Genomic DNA, 17,038 nt, shown 5'->3' with positions numbered 1-17,038 from the left:
CTGGCCCGGCCCCCGTCCTGCGCCGTGCGGCCCCCCACCCGGGGGGCCCCCCCCCCCCCCGGGGGGGGGCCACCCCTGTTTGTGGTCCGAGCCCACCGCTACGGCAGCGCCAGCATCCTCTCCAGCGCCAGCTTCGCGAAGCTCTCCGTCTCCCTGTCGACCTGGATCCGGTTCACCAGATTCCCCTCCGCCAGCGACTCCAGCGCCCACACCAGGTGGGGCAGGTCGATGCGGTTCATCGTCGAGCAGAAGCACACCGTCTTGTCGAGGAAGACGATCTCCTTGTCGGGGTGCGCGTTCGCGACCCGGCGGACCAGGTTGAGCTCCGTGCCGATCGCCCACTTTGAGCCGGCCGGAGCCGCCTCGAGCGTCTTGATGATGTACTCCGTCGAGCCGACGTAGTCCGCGGCCGACACGACCTCGTGCTTGCACTCGGGGTGGACCAGGACATTCACGCCCGGGATCCGCTCCCGCACATCGTTGACCGAGTCCAGCGAGAAGCGGCCGTGCACCGAGCAGTGCCCGCGCCACAGGATCATCTTCGCGTTGCGCAGCTGCTCGACCGTCAGCCCGCCGTTCGGCTTGTGCGGGTTGTAGAGGACGCAGTCGTCGAGCGACATCCCCATCTCCCGCACCGCGGTGTTGCGCCCCAGGTGCTGGTCGGGCAGGAACAACACCTTCTCGCCGTGCTCGAAGGCCCAGTCCAGCGCACGCTTCGCGTTCGACGATGTGCAGATCGTCCCGCCGTGCTTGCCGGTGAAGGCCTTGATGTCGGCCGAGGAGTTCATGTACGACACGGGCACGACCTGCTCCGCGATGCCGGCCTCGGTCAGCACGTCCCAGCACTCGGCGACCTGCTCCGCGGTGGCCATGTCGGCCATCGAACAGCCGGCGGCCAGGTCGGGCAGTACGACCTTCTGGTCGTCCGAGGTCAGGATGTCCGCAGACTCGGCCATGAAGTGCACACCGCAGAAGACGATGTACTCGGCCTCCGGCCGCGCCGCGGCGTCCTTGGCCAGCTTGAAGGAGTCCCCGGTCACGTCGGCGAACTGGATGACCTCGTCGCGCTGGTAGTGGTGCCCCAGGACGAAGACCTTGTCCCCGAGCTTCTCCTTGGCTGCACGTGCGCGCTCCACCAGGTCCGGGTCGGACGGGGAGGGCAGGTCGCCGGGGCACTCCACACCGCGCTCGCTCCTGGGGTCGGCCTCGCGGCCGAGCAGCAGCAGGGCGAGCGGCGACGGCTGGACGTCGAGCTCCGGGCGGGCTTGGGCGGTGGTCACGACACGCACCCTTTCTTTTCTGCAGACAGACCTTCTCGTCTATTTGACGCTATCTATCATAACCGCTTCACGTCACTTTGACGATGGCCATAGCGTCCATGTGACGCACCCCCCGTCCACAGGTCGGTGCCCCCGTCGACCCGGTGTGCGAGCATGAAAGGGAACAACATGCCCTCGGCCCCGGAATGAATCCGCGGCCACGCCGGTTGCAATCGTCGGCAAGCAGTCTCCGTACAACCCGGGAGAGAAGCAGATGTCCGTATCGGACGAGACCACCACCGTGAGCGACGGCATCCTCCTGTCCGACGCCGCCGCAGCCAAGGTCAAGGGCCTGCTGGAGCAGGAAGGCCGGGAAGACCTGGCGCTGCGCGTCGCCGTTCAGCCCGGTGGCTGCTCGGGTCTGCGCTACCAGCTGTTCTTCGACGAGCGTTCGCTCGACGGCGATGTCGTGAAGGACTTCGACGGCGTCAAGGTCGTCACCGACCGGATGAGCGCTCCCTACCTGGGCGGCGCCTCCATCGACTTCGTCGACACGATCGAGAAGCAGGGCTTCACGATCGACAACCCGAACGCCACCGGGTCCTGCGCCTGCGGCGACTCCTTCAGCTAAAGCTGAGCCCAGTCGGGCGAAAGGCGGCGGCCCCGATCTCCGGGAGCCGCCGCCTTCGTCTGTCCGGCGTCTGGTCTGTCCGGCGTCTGGTCTGTCCGCGTCTGTCGGACGCCGCTCCAGAAAGCACGCGTGCTACTTCACATGTGCTACTTCAGCGGGACGGCCTTGCCCGTCTCCGCGTCCACGACCTTCCGGTCGCCCAGCGGCTTGTCCAGCGTCACCTTCTCCGTCAGCTCCTTCGCGATCATGACGCAGACCCGCTTCGGGTCGGGATTCGACTCGACGACCTTGACCTTCACCTGGCTGTCGCTCTCGCTCGCCGTCGCCGCGTAGTCGCTGCACACGCCACCCCAGAACGTCACGGACAGAACCCGCCCGTTCACGCTGTACGACGTGATGCCCCGCTCGGACCCCGCGACAGGATCCTTCGGCGGCTGGGTCGGCTTGATGTTCCGCTTCGGCGGTGCGGACTTCGACAGGAACTTCGGGTCCACCGCCGTCTGGGTGACCGTGAACGGCTGGGCGCCGCCCTTCGGCTTCACCTCGAACAGCCATGACGGTACGAGCACCTGCCGTCCGTCCATGTACTGCGCTGCCAGCCCGAAAACGGCCTTGCCGACCGTCAGCCGCTCAGGACCGGCCGCCTTGCTCTTCGGCTCGCACGGCGCCGCGGGCTTCTGCTCGCCCTCCACCGGCACCGGGGTGGCGCAACCGCCGATTCCGATCGGGCCCGCGCCCTCGCCGGCCTTGTTCAGCTGCTTCAGTGCCTCCTGGGCCGAGACCACCGGATACTCGTCGCTCTTCTCGGGCTTCTTCAACTGCCCGCTACCGCCGACCACTTGACCGTCCGCACCGACCTGGATCCCGGTCGTCCAGCCATACGTGGGCAGTCCGCCGACCGCCGGAGCGGCATTCACCACCCGTACCGCGCCCATCAGTTGGCGGGCGTCCAGCTCGGCGTCGCTCTGGCCGACCGCCTTCAGCACAGGAGCGGCGGCCTTCTTCGCGGCCTCCTCGCTCACCGCGGGGCCCTCGGCAGCCTTCCCCGCCTTCCCCGGCTCGCCGCGCGAGGGACACGCCTTGCCCTTCAGGCAGTTGTCACCGCCCGGCGAAGCCCCGAACCGGGCGAACGTCCAGGTGCCCGGCGCCTGCTTGTTGACCTGGAGCAGCGGGCCCGCGCCATCCTTCTCGGCGCCGATCTTCCAGGCCGGGCCGACCGGTCGCGGTGTGCCCGGCAGCCCGAGCGCCTTCGCCAGCCGGGTCACCTCGGCCTCGGTGACAGCACCGTTCGTACGGTAGACAGGGGCCGAATCCGGACCGTCCGGCAGCTTGCCCTCGGCCCGGTAGACGATCCCGCCATTGGGGTCGGGCTCGCCGGGCGCGATGCCGGGGCCGCCGCTGCCCGCAGCGGTGTCCAGCGAGAGCAGTGGCGGTGCCATATCGTGTGGCGCACCGTTCTTGGCGTCCGCGCTGTCGCCGCCGCCACCGAAGCCGGCCGTCGCGAAGTACGTACCGCCTCCCGCGACCAGCACCGCCGCCGCCACCGAGGCGACGGCGAGCGGGGAACGCCGGCGGTGCGGGCTGTCCGCGCTGTTGGGGGGTCGCTCCGTACTGCTCACCGCATCGCTCCTTGTCTCATGCCCCCTTCTGCCGGGGGCACGGATGGGACGGAGCGGGGGAGCGCACGGTTCCCCTCCGTGCGCCTCTTGCGCGTCAGCCGCCGTATTGCGTCAGTCGCCCTACCGCGTCAGTCGCCGTATTCGGACATTGCGTCGATCAGGCGGGCGGAAGCGGCCGGAACTACGACACCATGGATACGGGACGGCGGCACGGGCGCGGGCACAGCGGCCGCGGGCACCACCCAGTGCGGAGCCATCCGTGCGCAGTCACCGCGCAGCTGGGCCAGGCTGATCTCGGACTCTCGCTGCTCGCGCGGGGCGATGTGCTTCGTCATATTCGCACCGTACGAGTCGGTAGCCCAGGAGAAAAGCCCTACTATCGGGTAGTTTCCGCACTTCAGGACAGGTGCTTCGACCCGGTAGCGTTAACTGTCAACGCCACCCCGCCACAGGAGCGTCCTCGCCGTGCGAATCGCAGTCACCGGCTCCATCGCCACCGACCACCTCATGACCTTCCCCGGCCGCTTCGCCGACCAGTTGGTCGGCGACCAGTTGCACACGGTCTCCCTCTCCTTCCTCGTCGACAACCTCGACGTGCGCAGGGGCGGTGTCGGCGCCAACATCTGCTTCGGTATGGGCCAGCTCGGCACCAGGCCCGTCCTGGTCGGCGCGGCCGGAGCCGACTTCGACGAGTACCGCGCCTGGCTCGACCGGCACGGCGTCGACACCGGCTCGGTCCGTATCTCCGAGGTCCTGCACACCGCCCGCTTCGTCTGCACGACGGACGCCGACCACAACCAGATCGGCTCCTTCTACACGGGCGCGATGAGCGAGGCCCGTCAGATCGAGCTCAAGAAGGTCGCCGACCGGGTCGGCGGCCTCGACCTCGTACTGATCGGCGCGGACGACCCCGAGGCGATGCTCCGCCACACCGAGGAGTGCAAGACCCGCTCCATCCCGTTCGCCGCGGACTTCTCCCAGCAGATCGCGCGGATGAGCGGCGACGACATCCGTACTCTCCTCGACGGCGCCACCTACCTCTTCTCCAACGAGTACGAGAAGGGGCTCATCGAGTCCAAGACCGGCTGGACCGACGAGGAGATCCTGGGCAAGGTCGGCCACCGCGTCACCACGCTCGGCTCGCGCGGCGTCCGTATCGAGCAGGTCGGTCAGGACGCGATCGAGGTGGGCTGCGCGGAGGAGGTGGCCAAGGTCGACCCGACCGGCGTCGGCGACGCGTTCCGCGCGGGCTTCCTCTCGGGCCTGTCCTGGGGTGTGAGCCTGGAGCGCGCGGCCCAGATCGGCTGCATGCTGGCGACCCTGGTCATCGAGACCCTGGGCACCCAGGAGTACACCCTGCGCCGCGCCCACTTCATGGACCGCTTCACCAAGGCGTACGGCCACGAGGCCGCGGCCGAGGTCCGGACGTACATCGCCTGATCAGCAGTCCCGATCAGCAGTTACGAGCGCCGGCGGACCACATAGGCCACGCCCCGGTCCGCCGGCCGCTCACCCACGTACTCCTGGTCCCGCATCTCGCACCACGCCGGGATGTCCAGGCGCGCCGCCTCGTCGTCCGCGAGGACCGTCACCGTGCCACCGACCGGTACGTCCCCGATCACCTTCGCCAGCTCGATCACCGGGATCGGGCACAGCTTGCCGAGCGCGTCCACGACCAGCGACGCCTCCCTACCGGTCCCGGTGGCCGCGACGGGCGCCCCGAGCCGCTCGCGCACCCCGGCCACCACCCCCGGCAGCACCTCGAGAAAGCGGTCCACCTCCACCTCGGTCGTACCGAGAGGGAGCGAGACACGGACATTTCCCTCCGACAGCACACCCATCGCCCGCAGCACATGGCTCGGCGTCAACGTGCTGCTCGTGCAGGAGGACCCCGACGAGACCGAGAAACCCGCCCGGTCCAGCTCGTGCAGCAGAGTCTCTCCGTCGACATAGAGACAGGAGAAGGTGACGAGATGGGGGAGCCGGCGCACCGGATCACCGACCACCTCCACATCCGGGACCAGCTCCGGGACACGGGCCCGGATCCGGTCCACCAGGGCCCGCAGCCGTACCACCTCGTCCGCCGCCTCCGCCCGCACCGCCCGCAGTGAGGCCGCGGCCGCCACGATCGCCGGGATGTTCTGGAAGCCGGCCGTCCGCCCCGACTCCCGCTCGTCGGCGGGCCCTTGAGGGGCGAACCGGACACCCTTGCGCACGGCGAGCAGTCCGACTCCCGCAGGACCACCCCATTTGTGGGCACTCGCCGCGAGCAGTGACCAGTCACCCTCCACCGGGCCCCAGCCGAGCGACTGCGCCGCGTCCACCAGCAGTGGCACCCCGGCCGTCCGGCACGCCTCGGCGACCAGGTCCACCGGCTGCTCGGTACCCACCTCGTGGTTGGCCGACTGCAGACAGGCCAGCGCGGTGTCCTCACGCAGCGCGGCGGCGTACACGGCAGGAGAGACCGCTCCGGCCCGGTCCACCGGGACCTCGGTCACCGCGGTGCCGTCCGCCGCCTCGTGCGCGGCCGCCGAATGGAGCACCGAGGAGTGCTCGACCGCGGAAACGACCAGGTGGCGCCCGACACGCCGACGGCCCGCGAGAGCGCCGGAAATTCCCAGGTGAACCGCGTGCGTCCCCGAAGGGGTGAAGACCAGCTCGTCCGGACGGCAGCCCACCGCCTCCGCCGCCGCCTCCCGCGCGGCGTCCAACAGCAGCCGGGCGCGCCGCCCCTCACGGTAGAGCCGGGCCGGATCGGCCCAGCCCTCGTCCAGGGAGGCCTGCAGGGCCTGCCGGGCAACCGGGTGCAGGGGAGCGGAGGATGCGGTGTCGAAGTAGGGCACCCTGCCACGCTAACCCCCGTACGCGGAGGGGCCGTCAGATGCCTGCCGGAGGCCGGGATTCCGGGGGGATTCCACCCCTTCGGGGAGTCGGGCGGCGCGTTGGGCACCCTCCCCGCGCGACCCCAAATAGCGTCCAGTAGGGTTTGGTCCGCATAAACATCCAAACCCCTGCCCGCGTCAGGGCCGGCGACCGACCAGCGAGACGGCCGCGGCATGCCGCGCGGGCCGAGACTCTCGGGAAGGCGCTACGTGAGTCCCAACGGCTCCGACCGCTCGTCGCGGCGCCCGATGCGGCGGAAGCTGCTCCAGGTGCTGACCGCGGGTGTTGTCCTGGCGACCGCCTCCGGTTGCACATACAAGGACTTCCCCCGCCTGGGTATGCCCACCCCGGTAACGGAAGAGGCCCCTCGGATCCTCTCCCTCTGGCAGGGCTCGTGGGCGGCAGCGCTCATCACGGGCGCGCTGGTGTGGGGTCTGATCATTTGGAGTGTCATCTTCCACCGGCGCAGCCGCACCAAGGTGGAGGTACCCCCGCAGACCCGGTACAACATGCCCATCGAGGCGCTGTACACGGTCGTTCCGCTCATCATCGTTTCGGTGCTCTTCTACTTCACCGCGCGTGACGAGTCGAAGCTCCTGGCCCTCTCCAAGCCCGCCCACACGGTCAACGTGGTCGGCTACCAGTGGAGCTGGGGCTTCAACTACATCGAGAACGTCGAAGGCTCCTCGGGTGATGCCAAGACCAACAAGAGTCTGGGCGCCATCCCCGACAGGTTCCGCGAGGACTTCCCGGCGGCCGCGGGCGGCGTCTACGACGCCGGCATCCCCGGCACCCGGAACCCGCAGACCGGAAACCCGGGCCCGACGCTCTGGCTGCCCAAGGGAGAGAAGGTCCGGTTCATCCTGACCTCTCGTGACGTCATCCACTCCTTCTGGGTGGTCCCCTTCCTGATGAAGCAGGACGTCATCCCGGGCCACACCAACTCCTTCGAGGTGACTCCGAACCATGAGGGCACCTTCTTGGGCAAGTGCGCCGAGCTCTGCGGCGTCGACCACTCCCGGATGCTCTTCAACGTCAAGGTCGTCTCCCCGGAGCGCTACCAGCAGCATCTGAAGGAGCTGGCGGAGAAGGGGCAGACCGGCTACATCCCGTCGGGCATTGAGCTGACGGACCCGGCCCGGAACTCGGAGACGAACAAACTGTGAGCATCCTCAACGAACCTCAGGGTGCCGCCGCAGCAGCTGACGACTCGTACGAGAACGAGCTGCCGGTACGGCGCAAGCAGCCGGGTACTGTGATCGTGAGTTGGCTGACCACCACCGATCACAAGACCATCGGCACGATGTACCTGGTCACGTCGTTCGCGTTCTTCTGCATCGGTGGCCTGATGGCGCTCTTCATGCGCGCCGAGCTGGCCCGTCCCGGCACGCAGATCATGTCGAACGAGCAGTTCAACCAGGCGTTCACGATGCACGGCACGATCATGCTGCTGATGTTCGCGACGCCGCTCTTCGCCGGATTCGCGAACTGGATCATGCCGCTGCAGATCGGCGCGCCCGATGTGGCGTTCCCGCGGCTGAACATGTTCGCGTACTGGCTGTACCTCTTCGGCTCGCTGATCGCGGTGGCCGGCTTCCTCACCCCGCAGGGTGCGGCCGACTTCGGCTGGTTCGCCTACTCCCCGCTGTCGGACGCGGTCCGTTCGCCGGGCGTCGGCGCCGACATGTGGATCATGGGTCTGGCCTTCTCCGGCTTCGGCACGATCCTCGGTTCGGTCAACTTCATCACCACGATCATCTGCATGCGAGCCCCCGGCATGACGATGTTCCGGATGCCGATCTTCGTCTGGAACGTGCTGCTGACCGGTGTGCTGGTCCTGCTCGCCTTCCCGGTGCTGGCCGCCGCGCTCTTCGCGCTGGAGGCGGACCGCAAATTCGGTGCGCATGTCTTCGACGCCTCCAACGGCGGGGCCCTGCTCTGGCAACACCTCTTCTGGTTCTTCGGCCATCCAGAGGTGTACATCATCGCCTTGCCCTTCTTCGGCATCGTCTCCGAGATCATTCCGGTCTTCAGCCGAAAGCCGATGTTCGGCTACATCGGTCTGGTGGCCGCGACGATCGCCATCGCGGGCCTGTCCGTGACGGTGTGGGCGCACCACATGTACGTCACAGGCGGCGTCCTGCTGCCGTTCTTCTCCTTCATGACCTTCCTGATCGCGGTACCGACCGGTGTGAAGTTCTTCAACTGGATCGGCACCATGTGGAAGGGCTCACTGTCCTTCGAGACACCGATGCTCTGGACGATCGGCTTCCTGGTCACCTTCACCTTCGGTGGACTGACCGGCGTCATCCTGGCCTCGCCGCCGATGGACTTCCACGTCTCCGACTCGTACTTCGTCGTCGCGCACTTCCACTACGTCGTCTTCGGCACCGTGGTCTTCGCGATGTTCGCCGGATTCCACTTCTGGTGGCCGAAGTTCACCGGCAAGATGCTGGACGAGCGGCTCGGCAAGATGACCTTCTGGACGCTGTTCATCGGCTTCCACGGCACGTTCCTGGTGCAGCACTGGCTGGGTGCCGAGGGCATGCCGCGTCGCTACGCGGACTACCTCGCCGCCGACGGCTTCACCACGCTGAACACCATCTCCACGATCAGCTCGTTCCTGCTCGGTCTGTCGGTCCTGCCGTTCATGTACAACGTCTGGAAGACGGCCAAGTACGGCAAGAAGATCGAGGTCGACGACCCGTGGGGCTACGGCCGTTCGCTCGAATGGGCGACGTCCTGCCCGCCGCCGCGGCACAACTTCCTCACCCTGCCGCGGATCCGTTCCGAATCCCCGGCGTTCGACCTGCACCACCCGGAGATCGCCGCTCTCGACCAGCTCGAGCACGGCGGTCACGGAGCCAGCGTCCTTACCGGTGACAAGACCGGTGACAAGGAGGACGGCAAGTGAAGATCCAAGGCAAGATGTTCCTCTGGCTGAGCGTCTTCATCCTCGCCGTCGCCGTCCTGTACGGCGTGTGGTCGAAGGAGCCGGCCGGTACCACCGCGCTCTTCCTGGCCTTCGGCCTGAGCGTCATGATCGGCTACTACCTGGCCTTCACGGCCCGGCGAGTGGACGCCATGGCCCAGGACGACAAGGAGGCCGACGTAGCGGACGAGGCCGGCGAGGTGGGGTTCTTCGCCCCGCACAGCTGGCAGCCGCTCGCACTCGGCATCGGTGGCGCGCTCGCCTTCATGGGCGTCGTCTTCGGCTGGTGGCTGCTGTACTTCTCCGCCCCGGTCATCCTGGTCGGCCTGTTCGGCTGGGTGTTCGAGTTCTACCGCGGTGAGAACCAGAACCAGTAACACCGCGTCAGCAGCACACGGGCCGGGCCCGGATCCCACTCACTCCTGAGAGGGATCCGGGCCCCTCGTTTGCAGTCACCCGGCGCGCCGTTATTGACCGATCTTCATAACGTGTGCTTATGAACCACACCCCGCACATACGCACCGTCGTCAGCTGCACCCTGCTGGTCGTGTCCCTCGGGGCGGGCGCGGCCGCGTGCTTCGGTTCCGACGGCAACCCGCTCGCCGCGAAGCCGTACGACGCGGCGGAACAGATCTCCTTGAACGCGCCGTCCGACAGCGCCAAAGCGGACCCGGACAAGCCTCTCGAGATCACCGTCGACGGCAGTGACGGCCGGATCACCGATGTCATGGTGACCGACGAACGGGGCCACCACCTCGCCGGAGAGCTCTCCGCGGACGGCGGCCGCTGGCGCTCCACAGCGCCCCTGTCGGCCGGCGCCAAGTACACCGTGAAGGTCTCCATGGAGGACGAGGACGGCTTCCCGGGCACCCGGACGATCACCTTTGAGACCGCGCCCTCCAAGAAGCTCCTGACCGTCCAATTCGGCCCGAAGACGGGCACGTACGGGGTCGGCCAGCCCATCACCGCGGAGCTCACCGCCCCGGTCAGGGACAAGGCGGCCAGGGCGGTCGTCGAAAGCGCCCTGAAGGTCGAGTCCACGCCCGCAGTGGAGGGCACCTGGCACTGGGTGGACGACAAGAAGCTGCACTTCCGCCCGAAGGAGTACTGGCCCGCAGGCGCGACCGTCAGCGCGGTCAGCAACCTCCAGGGCGTCAAGGTCGCCGACAAGCTCTACGGCGGCGCCTCGCAGCCGCTGAAACTCACCATCGGGGACCGAATAGAGGCCATAACCGACGCCGGCGCGCACCAGATGACGGTCAAGCGCAACGGAGAAGTGATCAACACCATTCCGGTGACCACAGGCAAGCCCGGCTTCTCCACCCGGAACGGAATCAAGGTCGTGCTCGGCAAGGAGTACTTCGTACGGATGCGCGGCACCAGCATCGGTATCTCCGCGGGCAGCTCGGAATCGTACGACCTGTCCGTCTACTACGCGACCCGCGTCACCTGGAGCGGTGAGTACGTCCACGCCGCGCCGTGGTCCGTCGGCTCACAGGGGTACGCGAACGTCAGCCACGGCTGCACCGGGATGTCCACAAGCAATGCCGCCTGGTTCTACAAGACCGTGCGCGAGGGCGACATAGTCAAGGTCATCAACAGCGCCGGCGCCGAAATGGACCCCTTCGGCAACGGCTTCGGCGACTGGAACCTGTCCTGGGACACATGGCGCAAGGGCAGTGCCCTGGTGGCCGGGACCAGGGACGGCAGCAGCCCCGACGACGCGGCCCGACTGCGTCCCCAGGTCTGACCCGGCCGGGGCCTCAGGCCTGAACGGCGAGCCTGCGGCGCAGCAGGGCAGCCAGGGAGTCCGCGAACTCCACCGGCTCGACCGGAAGGGTCACCGCGGCCTCCGCACGGCTCCAGGTGGCCAGCCAGGCGTCCTGCGGGCGGCCCATCAGCAGCAGCACGGGCGGGCAGTTGAAGATCTCGTCCTTGATCTGCCGGCAGACGCCCATACCGCCCGCGGGAACCGACTCGCCGTCCAGTACGCAGACATCGACACCGCCCTCGTCCAGCGCTTTCAGGACGGCAGGCAGGGTCGCGCACTCCAGGAACTCCACCGGCGGCAGATCGGCGGCCGGCCTGAGTCCCGCTGCCAACCGCACCTGCTCGCGGGTGCCCGAGTCATCGCTGTAGACCAGCACCGTGGCAGTCGCCTGCATTGTTCCTCCGCCTCGTTGGATCAGGAACCGATGCGGCGGATGCTACTCCGTCCGACTGCCTGTCAACAGCGGTTCGGACACCGCTTCGATGGGCCGTTCGGGCAGGACACACCCCACTGACACACCGAACGGCACCCCCCGGGGTGAGGGCGGGATAAGCGACCGACATAATGTCGGTCGTGGCGACAGCAACGACAGTAGAAACCGGGCACGCGCACCCGTCGGTCAATCGGCCGAACCTCACCAGCGTCGGAACCATCATCTGGCTGAGTTCCGAGCTGATGTTCTTCGCGGCCCTCTTCGCGATGTACTTCACCCTGCGATCGGTGACGGGCGCCGAGCACTGGAAGGAAATGGCTTCGGCCCTGAACTTCCCGTTCTCCGCGACGAACACCACGATCCTGGTGCTCTCCTCCCTCACCTGCCAGCTCGGCGTCTTCGCCGCGGAGCGGGGCGATGTGAAGAAGCTCCGCACCTGGTTCTCGATCACATTCGTGATGGGTGCGATCTTCATCGGCGGTCAGGTCTTCGAGTACACCGAACTGGTCACGAAGGACGGCCTCTCGCTGTCCTCCGACCCGTACGGCTCGGTGTTCTACCTGACCACCGGCTTCCACGGCCTGCACGTGACGGGCGGCCTCATCGCGTTCCTGCTGGTACTCGGCAGGACGTACGCGGCGAGGAGATTCACGCACGAGCAGGCAACCGCCGCCATCGTCGTGTCCTACTACTGGCACTTCGTCGATGTCGTCTGGATCGGCCTCTTTGCCACGATCTACATGATCAAGTAACGGCGCAGGCACTGGTTGCCTGAAGCAGACACAGTCCAGAAGCATCGACGCAGAAGATCCTGACACCGGGGTAATCCGTGAAAAAGCTCTCCGCACGACGACGCCATCCGCTGGCGGCGGTCGTCGTCCTACTCCTCGCGCTGGCGGCCACTGGGGGGCTGTACGCCGCGTTCGCACCCGCGGACAAGGCGCAGGCCGACGAAACCGCCCAGTCCCTCGCCATCGAGGAGGGCAAGAAGCTCTACACCGTCGGCTGCGCCAGCTGCCACGGGACCGGCGGTCAGGGGACCTCTGACGGCCCGAGCCTCGTCGGCGTGGGCTCCGCCGCTGTCGACTTCCAGGTCGGCACGGGCCGGATGCCCGCCCAGCAGCCCGGCGCCCAGGTGCCGGCGAAGAAGGTCATCTACTCGCAGAGCGAGATCGACCAGCTCGCGGCTTACGTGGCCTCCCTCGGCGCCGGCCCGATCACGCCGACCGAGAAGCAGTACAGCCCGGAAGGTGCGGACATCGCCAAGGGTGGCGACCTGTTCCGTACCAACTGCGCCCAGTGCCACAACTTCACGGGTGAGGGCGGTGCCCTGACGAACGGCAAGTACGCCCCGAACCTTGAGGGCGTGGACCCCAAGCACATCTACGAGGCCATGCAGACCGGCCCGCAGAACATGCCCTCCTTCCCCGACACCACGCTGCCGGAGAAGGAGAAGCAGGACATCATCGCGTACATCAAGACGGTGAACGGCGACGACTCCGAGAGCCCCGGCGGTCTCAAGCTCGGTGGCCTCGGCCCCGTCAGCGAGGGTCTGTTCGGCTGGATCTTCGGTCTGGGTGCGCTGATCGCAGTCGCCATCTGGGTCGCGGCCCACACCGCTAAGGCCAAGAAGTCATGAGCAGCCAAGAGAATCCAGAAGAGAACCTGCCGACAGAGCAGGGCTCCGCGCACGGCGCGGTAAAGGTCGCGGACGATCCGTTCGCGGACCCGGGGCTGCCGGCCCACAAGCCGCGCATCCAGGACATCGACGAGCGGGCCGCCAGGCGCTCCGAGCGTGCTGTCGCCTTCATGTTCACGCTGTCGATGCTGGCCACGATCGGCTTCATCGCCTCGTACGTGATCTTCCCGGTCGACAAGATCGTCTTCATCTTCCCGTTCGGGCATGTGAGCGCGCTCAACTTCTCCCTGGGTATCACCCTCGGTGTGGCGCTCTTCAGCATCGGCGCGGGAGCGGTCCACTGGGCCCGCACCCTGATGTCCGATGTGGAGGTTGCCGACGAGCGTCACCCCATCGCGGCCGAGCCCGAGGTCAAGGCCAAGGTCATGGCCGACTTCGCCGCGGGCGCGGAGGAGTCCGGCTTCGGCCGGCGCAAGCTGATCCGCAACACCATGTTCGGCGCGCTGGCCCTGGTGCCGCTCTCCGGTCTGATGCTGCTGCGGGACCTCGGGCCGCTGCCCGAGCAGAAGCTCCGCAAGACGATGTGGGCCAAGGGCAAGCAGCTCATCAACATGAACACCCATGAGCCGCTGCGTCCCGAGGACGTCGCCGTGGGTTCGCTCACCTTCGCCATGCCCGAGGGCCTGGAGGAGCACGCGGAGGACTTCCAGAAGCAGATCGCCAAGGCGGCCCTGATGATCGTCCGGATCCAGCCGGACGAGATCAAGGACAAGCGCGAGCTCGAGTGGTCACACGACGGCATCGTGGCGTTCTCCAAGATCTGCACGCACGTCGGCTGCCCGATCAGCCTGTACGAGCAGCAGACGCACCACGTGCTCTGCCCGTGCCACCAGTCCACTTTCGACCTCTCCGACGGCGCCCGCGTCATCTTCGGCCCGGCCGGTCACGCCCTTCCGCAGCTGCGGATCGGTGTGAATGACGATGGAAACCTCGAGGCGCTCGGCGACTTCGACGAGCCCGTCGGTCCTTCCTTCTGGGAGCGCGGATGAGTACTGCGAGCGACGACAAGAACCGCAAGGCGCCCGCAGGTGAGCGGGTCGCCGACTGGGCGGACGGCCGACTCGGGATCTACTCCCTGGCCAAGTCCAACATGCGGAAGATCTTCCCGGACCACTGGTCCTTCATGCTGGGTGAGATCTGCCTCTACAGCTTCATCATCATCATCCTCACGGGTGTGTATCTGACGCTGTTCTTCCACCCGAGCATGAACGAGGTGGAGTACCACGGCACGTATGTCCCGATGCAGGGCATCCGGATGTCCGAGGCGTATGCCTCGACCCTGGACATCAGCTTCGACGTCCGCGGTGGTCTGCTGATCCGGCAGATCCACCACTGGGCGGCGCTGATCTTCGTCGCGGGCATGCTCGTGCACATGATGCGCGTCTTCTTCACGGGCGCCTTCCGCAAGCCGCGCGAGATCAACTGGCTCTTCGGCTTCCTGCTGCTGGTGCTCGGCATGTTCACCGGCTTCACCGGCTACTCGCTCCCGGACGACCTGCTCTCCGGTACAGGTGTGCGCTTCATGGAGGGCGCGATCCTGTCGATGCCGATCGTCGGCACGTACATGTCGATGTTCCTGTTCGGCGGTGAGTTCCCGGGCGGTGACTTCGTCGCCCGGTTCTACTCGATCCACATCCTGCTGCTGCCGGGCATCATGATGGGCCTGCTGGTGGCGCACCTGATCCTGGTCTTCTACCACAAGCACACGCAGTTCGCGGGCCCCGGCCGGAACAACAAGAACGTCGTCGGCATGCCGCTGCTGCCGGTCTACATGGCCAAGGCCGGAGGCTTCTTCTTCCTGGTCTTCGGTGTCATCTCGGTCATCGCGGCCATCGCCTCGATCAACCCGATCTGGGCGCTCGGCCCGTACCGCCCGGACCAGGTCTCCACCGGCGCCCAGCCGGACTGGTACATGGGCTTCTCCGAGGGCCTGATCCGTGCGATGCCCGGCTGGGAGATCAATTTCGCGGGACACACGCTCGCTCTGGGTGTGTTCGTACCGCTGATGATCTTCCCGCTGATCCTGGTCGCGATCGCGGTCTACCCGTTCATCGAGTCCTGGATCACCGGGGACAAGCGCGAGCACCACATCCTGGACCGCCCGCGCAACGCCCCGACCCGTACGGCTTTCGGTGTGGCGTGGCTGACCTGGTACGTCATTCTGTTGATCGCCGGTGGCAACGACTTGTTCGCCGTCTTCTTCCACCTGTCGATCAACAGCATCACCTGGTTCGCCCGGATCGCCTTCTTCGTCGCCCCGGTCATCGCCTTCGTCGTCACCAAGCGGATCTGCCTGGGTCTGCAGCGGCGTGACCACGACAAGGTGCTGCACGGGCGCGAGTCCGGCATCATCAAGCGGCTGCCGCACGGTGAGTTCGTCGAGATCCACGAGCCGCTCTCGCAGGAGCAGCTGTACACGCTCACGGCGCACTACCAGTACCTTCCCGCCGAGATCGGCCCGACGGTCGACGAGAACGGTGTCGAGCGCAAGGTGAGCCGGCTGCAGAAGCTCAGGGCAAAGCTCAGCAAGGGCTACTACGGCGAGGGGAACCAGATCCCCAAGCCGACCGGCGAGGAGTACCAGGAGATCACCAGCGGCCACGGCCACCACTGATCGCCCCTGACGATCCGAGCTGATCGCCACAGCGGGAGCCCCGTCCATTCGATGGACGGGGCTCTTCGCCGTCTGTGGGGCTGGATAGGGTGGACCCATCCCTATTCGGCTGTGGACCCTGGAGTGGACCATGAACGTTGTGACCCCGGTTGGCGGCGACAGCGTGGCGGACCTCTCCTGGCCCCGCGTACTGGAAGCTCTCCTCAGCAACCGTGACCAGGGCGCCGACGCCACCGCCTGGGCCATGGACCGCATCCTCAGCGGCGAGGCGACCAACGCCCAGATCGCCGGTTTCGCGGTCGCGCTGCGGGCCAAGGGTGAGACGGTCGAGGAGATCTCCGGTCTCGTACGGACCATGTACGAGCACGCGAACCTGATCGAGGTGCCGGGCCCCAGCGTCGACATCGTCGGCACGGGCGGTGACGGCGCCAAGACCGTGAACATCTCCACGATGTCCGCGATCGTCGTCGCCGGAACGGGCGCGAAGGTCGTCAAGCACGGAAACCGCGCCGCGTCATCGGCGAGCGGCGCCTCCGACGTGCTGGAGAAGCTCGGCGTCAATCTCGAGCTCACCCCGCAGCGGGTGGCCGAGGTCGCGGAAGAGGCGGGGATCACCTTCTGCTTCGCGGTGAAGTTCCACCCGGCGCTGCGGCATGTGGCGGCCGCCCGCAAGGAGCTGGGTATCCGCACCACGTTCAACTTCCTCGGCCCGCTCACCAACCCGGCGAGGGTGAAGGCCCAGGCCACCGGTGTCGCGGACGCCCGGATGGCGCCGATCCTGGCCGGGGTGCTCGCCGAGCGCGGCTCCTCGGCGCTGGTCTTCCGCGGCGACGACGGTATGGACGAGCTGACGACGACGGCCACCTCCCGGGTGTGGGTGGTACGGGACGGGTCGGTGCGCGAGGAGGCCTTCGACCCGCGGGACGTCGGCATCGACATGGTGCCCGTGGAGGCCCTGCGGGGCGCGGATGCCTCGTACAACGCCGATGTCGCGCGCCGGCTGCTGAGCGGCGAGGCCGGGCCCGTACGGGACGCGGTACTGCTCAACGCGGCTGCGGCTCTGGTGGCGCTGGAGCCGACGGACCGCAGCCTGAACGAGCAGCTCGCGGCGGGCATCGCCAAGGCCGCCGCTTCGATCGACTCGGGCGCGGCCAAAGCGGCACTCGAGCGGTGGATCGCCGCCAGTAACGCCTGAGA

The 17,038-nt window shown here is 67.5% G+C and carries 16 protein-coding genes; 11 read left to right on the top strand and 5 right to left on the bottom strand.

Features of this window, described 5'->3' with window-relative positions:
• Positions 1 to 98: 98 nt before the first annotated feature.
• Positions 99 to 1,289 (bottom strand): quinolinate synthase NadA, encoded by a 1,191-nt coding sequence (gene nadA, locus ACFWDI_RS37545; RefSeq protein ID WP_385311190.1) that lies wholly within the window; start codon positions 1,287 to 1,289, stop codon positions 99 to 101.
• A 244-nt stretch (positions 1,290 to 1,533) separates the two neighbouring features.
• On the opposite strand from nadA, the gene ACFWDI_RS37540 reads away from it, so the two are divergent.
• Positions 1,534 to 1,890, top strand: coding sequence for an iron-sulfur cluster assembly accessory protein (locus ACFWDI_RS37540; protein WP_003969624.1), 357 nt, complete (start codon positions 1,534 to 1,536; stop codon positions 1,888 to 1,890).
• A gap of 146 nt (positions 1,891 to 2,036) precedes the next feature.
• On the opposite strand, the gene ACFWDI_RS37535 is transcribed toward ACFWDI_RS37540, so the two are convergent.
• Positions 2,037 to 3,509, bottom strand: a complete 1,473-nt coding sequence (locus ACFWDI_RS37535) for a hypothetical protein (RefSeq protein WP_385311188.1) — start codon at positions 3,507 to 3,509, stop codon at positions 2,037 to 2,039.
• A gap of 128 nt (positions 3,510 to 3,637) precedes the next feature.
• Positions 3,638 to 3,844, bottom strand: a complete 207-nt coding sequence (locus ACFWDI_RS37530) for a hypothetical protein (RefSeq protein WP_385311186.1) — start codon at positions 3,842 to 3,844, stop codon at positions 3,638 to 3,640.
• A gap of 130 nt (positions 3,845 to 3,974) precedes the next feature.
• Between ACFWDI_RS37530 and ACFWDI_RS37525 the strand changes: the two genes are divergently transcribed.
• Positions 3,975 to 4,949, top strand: coding sequence for a carbohydrate kinase family protein (locus ACFWDI_RS37525; RefSeq protein ID WP_385311185.1), 975 nt, complete (start codon positions 3,975 to 3,977; stop codon positions 4,947 to 4,949).
• A 20-nt stretch (positions 4,950 to 4,969) separates the two neighbouring features.
• On the opposite strand, the gene ACFWDI_RS37520 is transcribed toward ACFWDI_RS37525, so the two are convergent.
• Positions 4,970 to 6,352, bottom strand: coding sequence for a cysteine desulfurase/sulfurtransferase TusA family protein (locus ACFWDI_RS37520; RefSeq protein WP_385311183.1), 1,383 nt, complete (start codon positions 6,350 to 6,352; stop codon positions 4,970 to 4,972).
• 249 nt (positions 6,353 to 6,601) lie between these two features.
• Here ACFWDI_RS37520 and coxB point away from each other — a divergent pair, with 249 nt between their 5' ends.
• The 4 genes from coxB to ACFWDI_RS37500 all read left to right on the top strand — a co-directional run bounded on the left by coxB (position 6,602) and on the right by ACFWDI_RS37500 (position 11,074).
• Positions 6,602 to 7,558, top strand: a complete 957-nt coding sequence (gene coxB / locus ACFWDI_RS37515) for a cytochrome c oxidase subunit II (RefSeq protein ID WP_385311181.1) — start codon at positions 6,602 to 6,604, stop codon at positions 7,556 to 7,558.
• Positions 7,555 to 9,306 (top strand): cytochrome c oxidase subunit I, encoded by a 1,752-nt coding sequence (gene ctaD, locus ACFWDI_RS37510; RefSeq protein WP_385311179.1) that lies wholly within the window; start codon positions 7,555 to 7,557, stop codon positions 9,304 to 9,306. Before coxB ends, ctaD begins: the two co-directional genes overlap by 4 nt.
• The gene (locus ACFWDI_RS37505) at positions 9,303 to 9,701 is read left to right on the top strand and encodes a cytochrome c oxidase subunit 4 (RefSeq protein ID WP_362675529.1); all 399 of its coding nucleotides are present in this window, start codon (positions 9,303 to 9,305) and stop codon (positions 9,699 to 9,701) included. The genes ctaD and ACFWDI_RS37505 overlap by 4 nt, the downstream gene beginning before the upstream one ends.
• A gap of 119 nt (positions 9,702 to 9,820) precedes the next feature.
• Complete coding sequence (locus ACFWDI_RS37500; protein ID WP_385311177.1) at positions 9,821 to 11,074, top strand: Ig-like domain-containing protein; 1,254 nt, start codon at positions 9,821 to 9,823, stop codon at positions 11,072 to 11,074.
• Between the two features lie 13 nt (positions 11,075 to 11,087).
• Here the strand turns inward: ACFWDI_RS37500 and ACFWDI_RS37495 are convergent, their stop codons facing one another.
• Positions 11,088 to 11,489 (bottom strand): hypothetical protein, encoded by a 402-nt coding sequence (locus tag ACFWDI_RS37495; protein ID WP_385311176.1) that lies wholly within the window; start codon positions 11,487 to 11,489, stop codon positions 11,088 to 11,090.
• A 170-nt stretch (positions 11,490 to 11,659) separates the two neighbouring features.
• Between ACFWDI_RS37495 and ACFWDI_RS37490 the strand changes: the two genes are divergently transcribed.
• The 5 genes from ACFWDI_RS37490 (at position 11,660) to trpD (ending at position 17,036) form a co-directional block, all read left to right on the top strand.
• The gene (locus ACFWDI_RS37490) at positions 11,660 to 12,280 is read left to right on the top strand and encodes a heme-copper oxidase subunit III (protein WP_385311174.1); all 621 of its coding nucleotides are present in this window, start codon (positions 11,660 to 11,662) and stop codon (positions 12,278 to 12,280) included.
• Positions 12,281 to 12,357: 77 nt separating this feature from the next.
• The gene (locus ACFWDI_RS37485) at positions 12,358 to 13,167 is read left to right on the top strand and encodes a c-type cytochrome (protein ID WP_385311172.1); all 810 of its coding nucleotides are present in this window, start codon (positions 12,358 to 12,360) and stop codon (positions 13,165 to 13,167) included.
• Positions 13,164 to 14,216, top strand: coding sequence for a Rieske 2Fe-2S domain-containing protein (locus tag ACFWDI_RS37480; protein ID WP_385311171.1), 1,053 nt, complete (start codon positions 13,164 to 13,166; stop codon positions 14,214 to 14,216). The genes ACFWDI_RS37485 and ACFWDI_RS37480 overlap by 4 nt, the downstream gene beginning before the upstream one ends.
• Positions 14,213 to 15,841, top strand: a complete 1,629-nt coding sequence (locus ACFWDI_RS37475) for a cytochrome bc complex cytochrome b subunit (RefSeq protein WP_385311169.1) — start codon at positions 14,213 to 14,215, stop codon at positions 15,839 to 15,841. Before ACFWDI_RS37480 ends, ACFWDI_RS37475 begins: the two co-directional genes overlap by 4 nt.
• Positions 15,842 to 15,971: 130 nt before the next feature.
• Positions 15,972 to 17,036, top strand: a complete 1,065-nt coding sequence (trpD, locus tag ACFWDI_RS37470; RefSeq protein WP_385311167.1) for an anthranilate phosphoribosyltransferase — start codon at positions 15,972 to 15,974, stop codon at positions 17,034 to 17,036.
• The last annotated feature ends 2 nt before the right edge of the window (positions 17,037 to 17,038 follow it).

The sequence above is a fragment of the Streptomyces sp. NPDC060064 genome, from assembly GCF_042736455.1.
GTDB lineage: Bacteria > Actinomycetota > Actinomycetes > Streptomycetales > Streptomycetaceae > Streptomyces.
The sequence above is the reverse complement of the archived record's forward strand: the minus strand, read 5'-3'. Positions and strand labels throughout refer to the sequence as shown.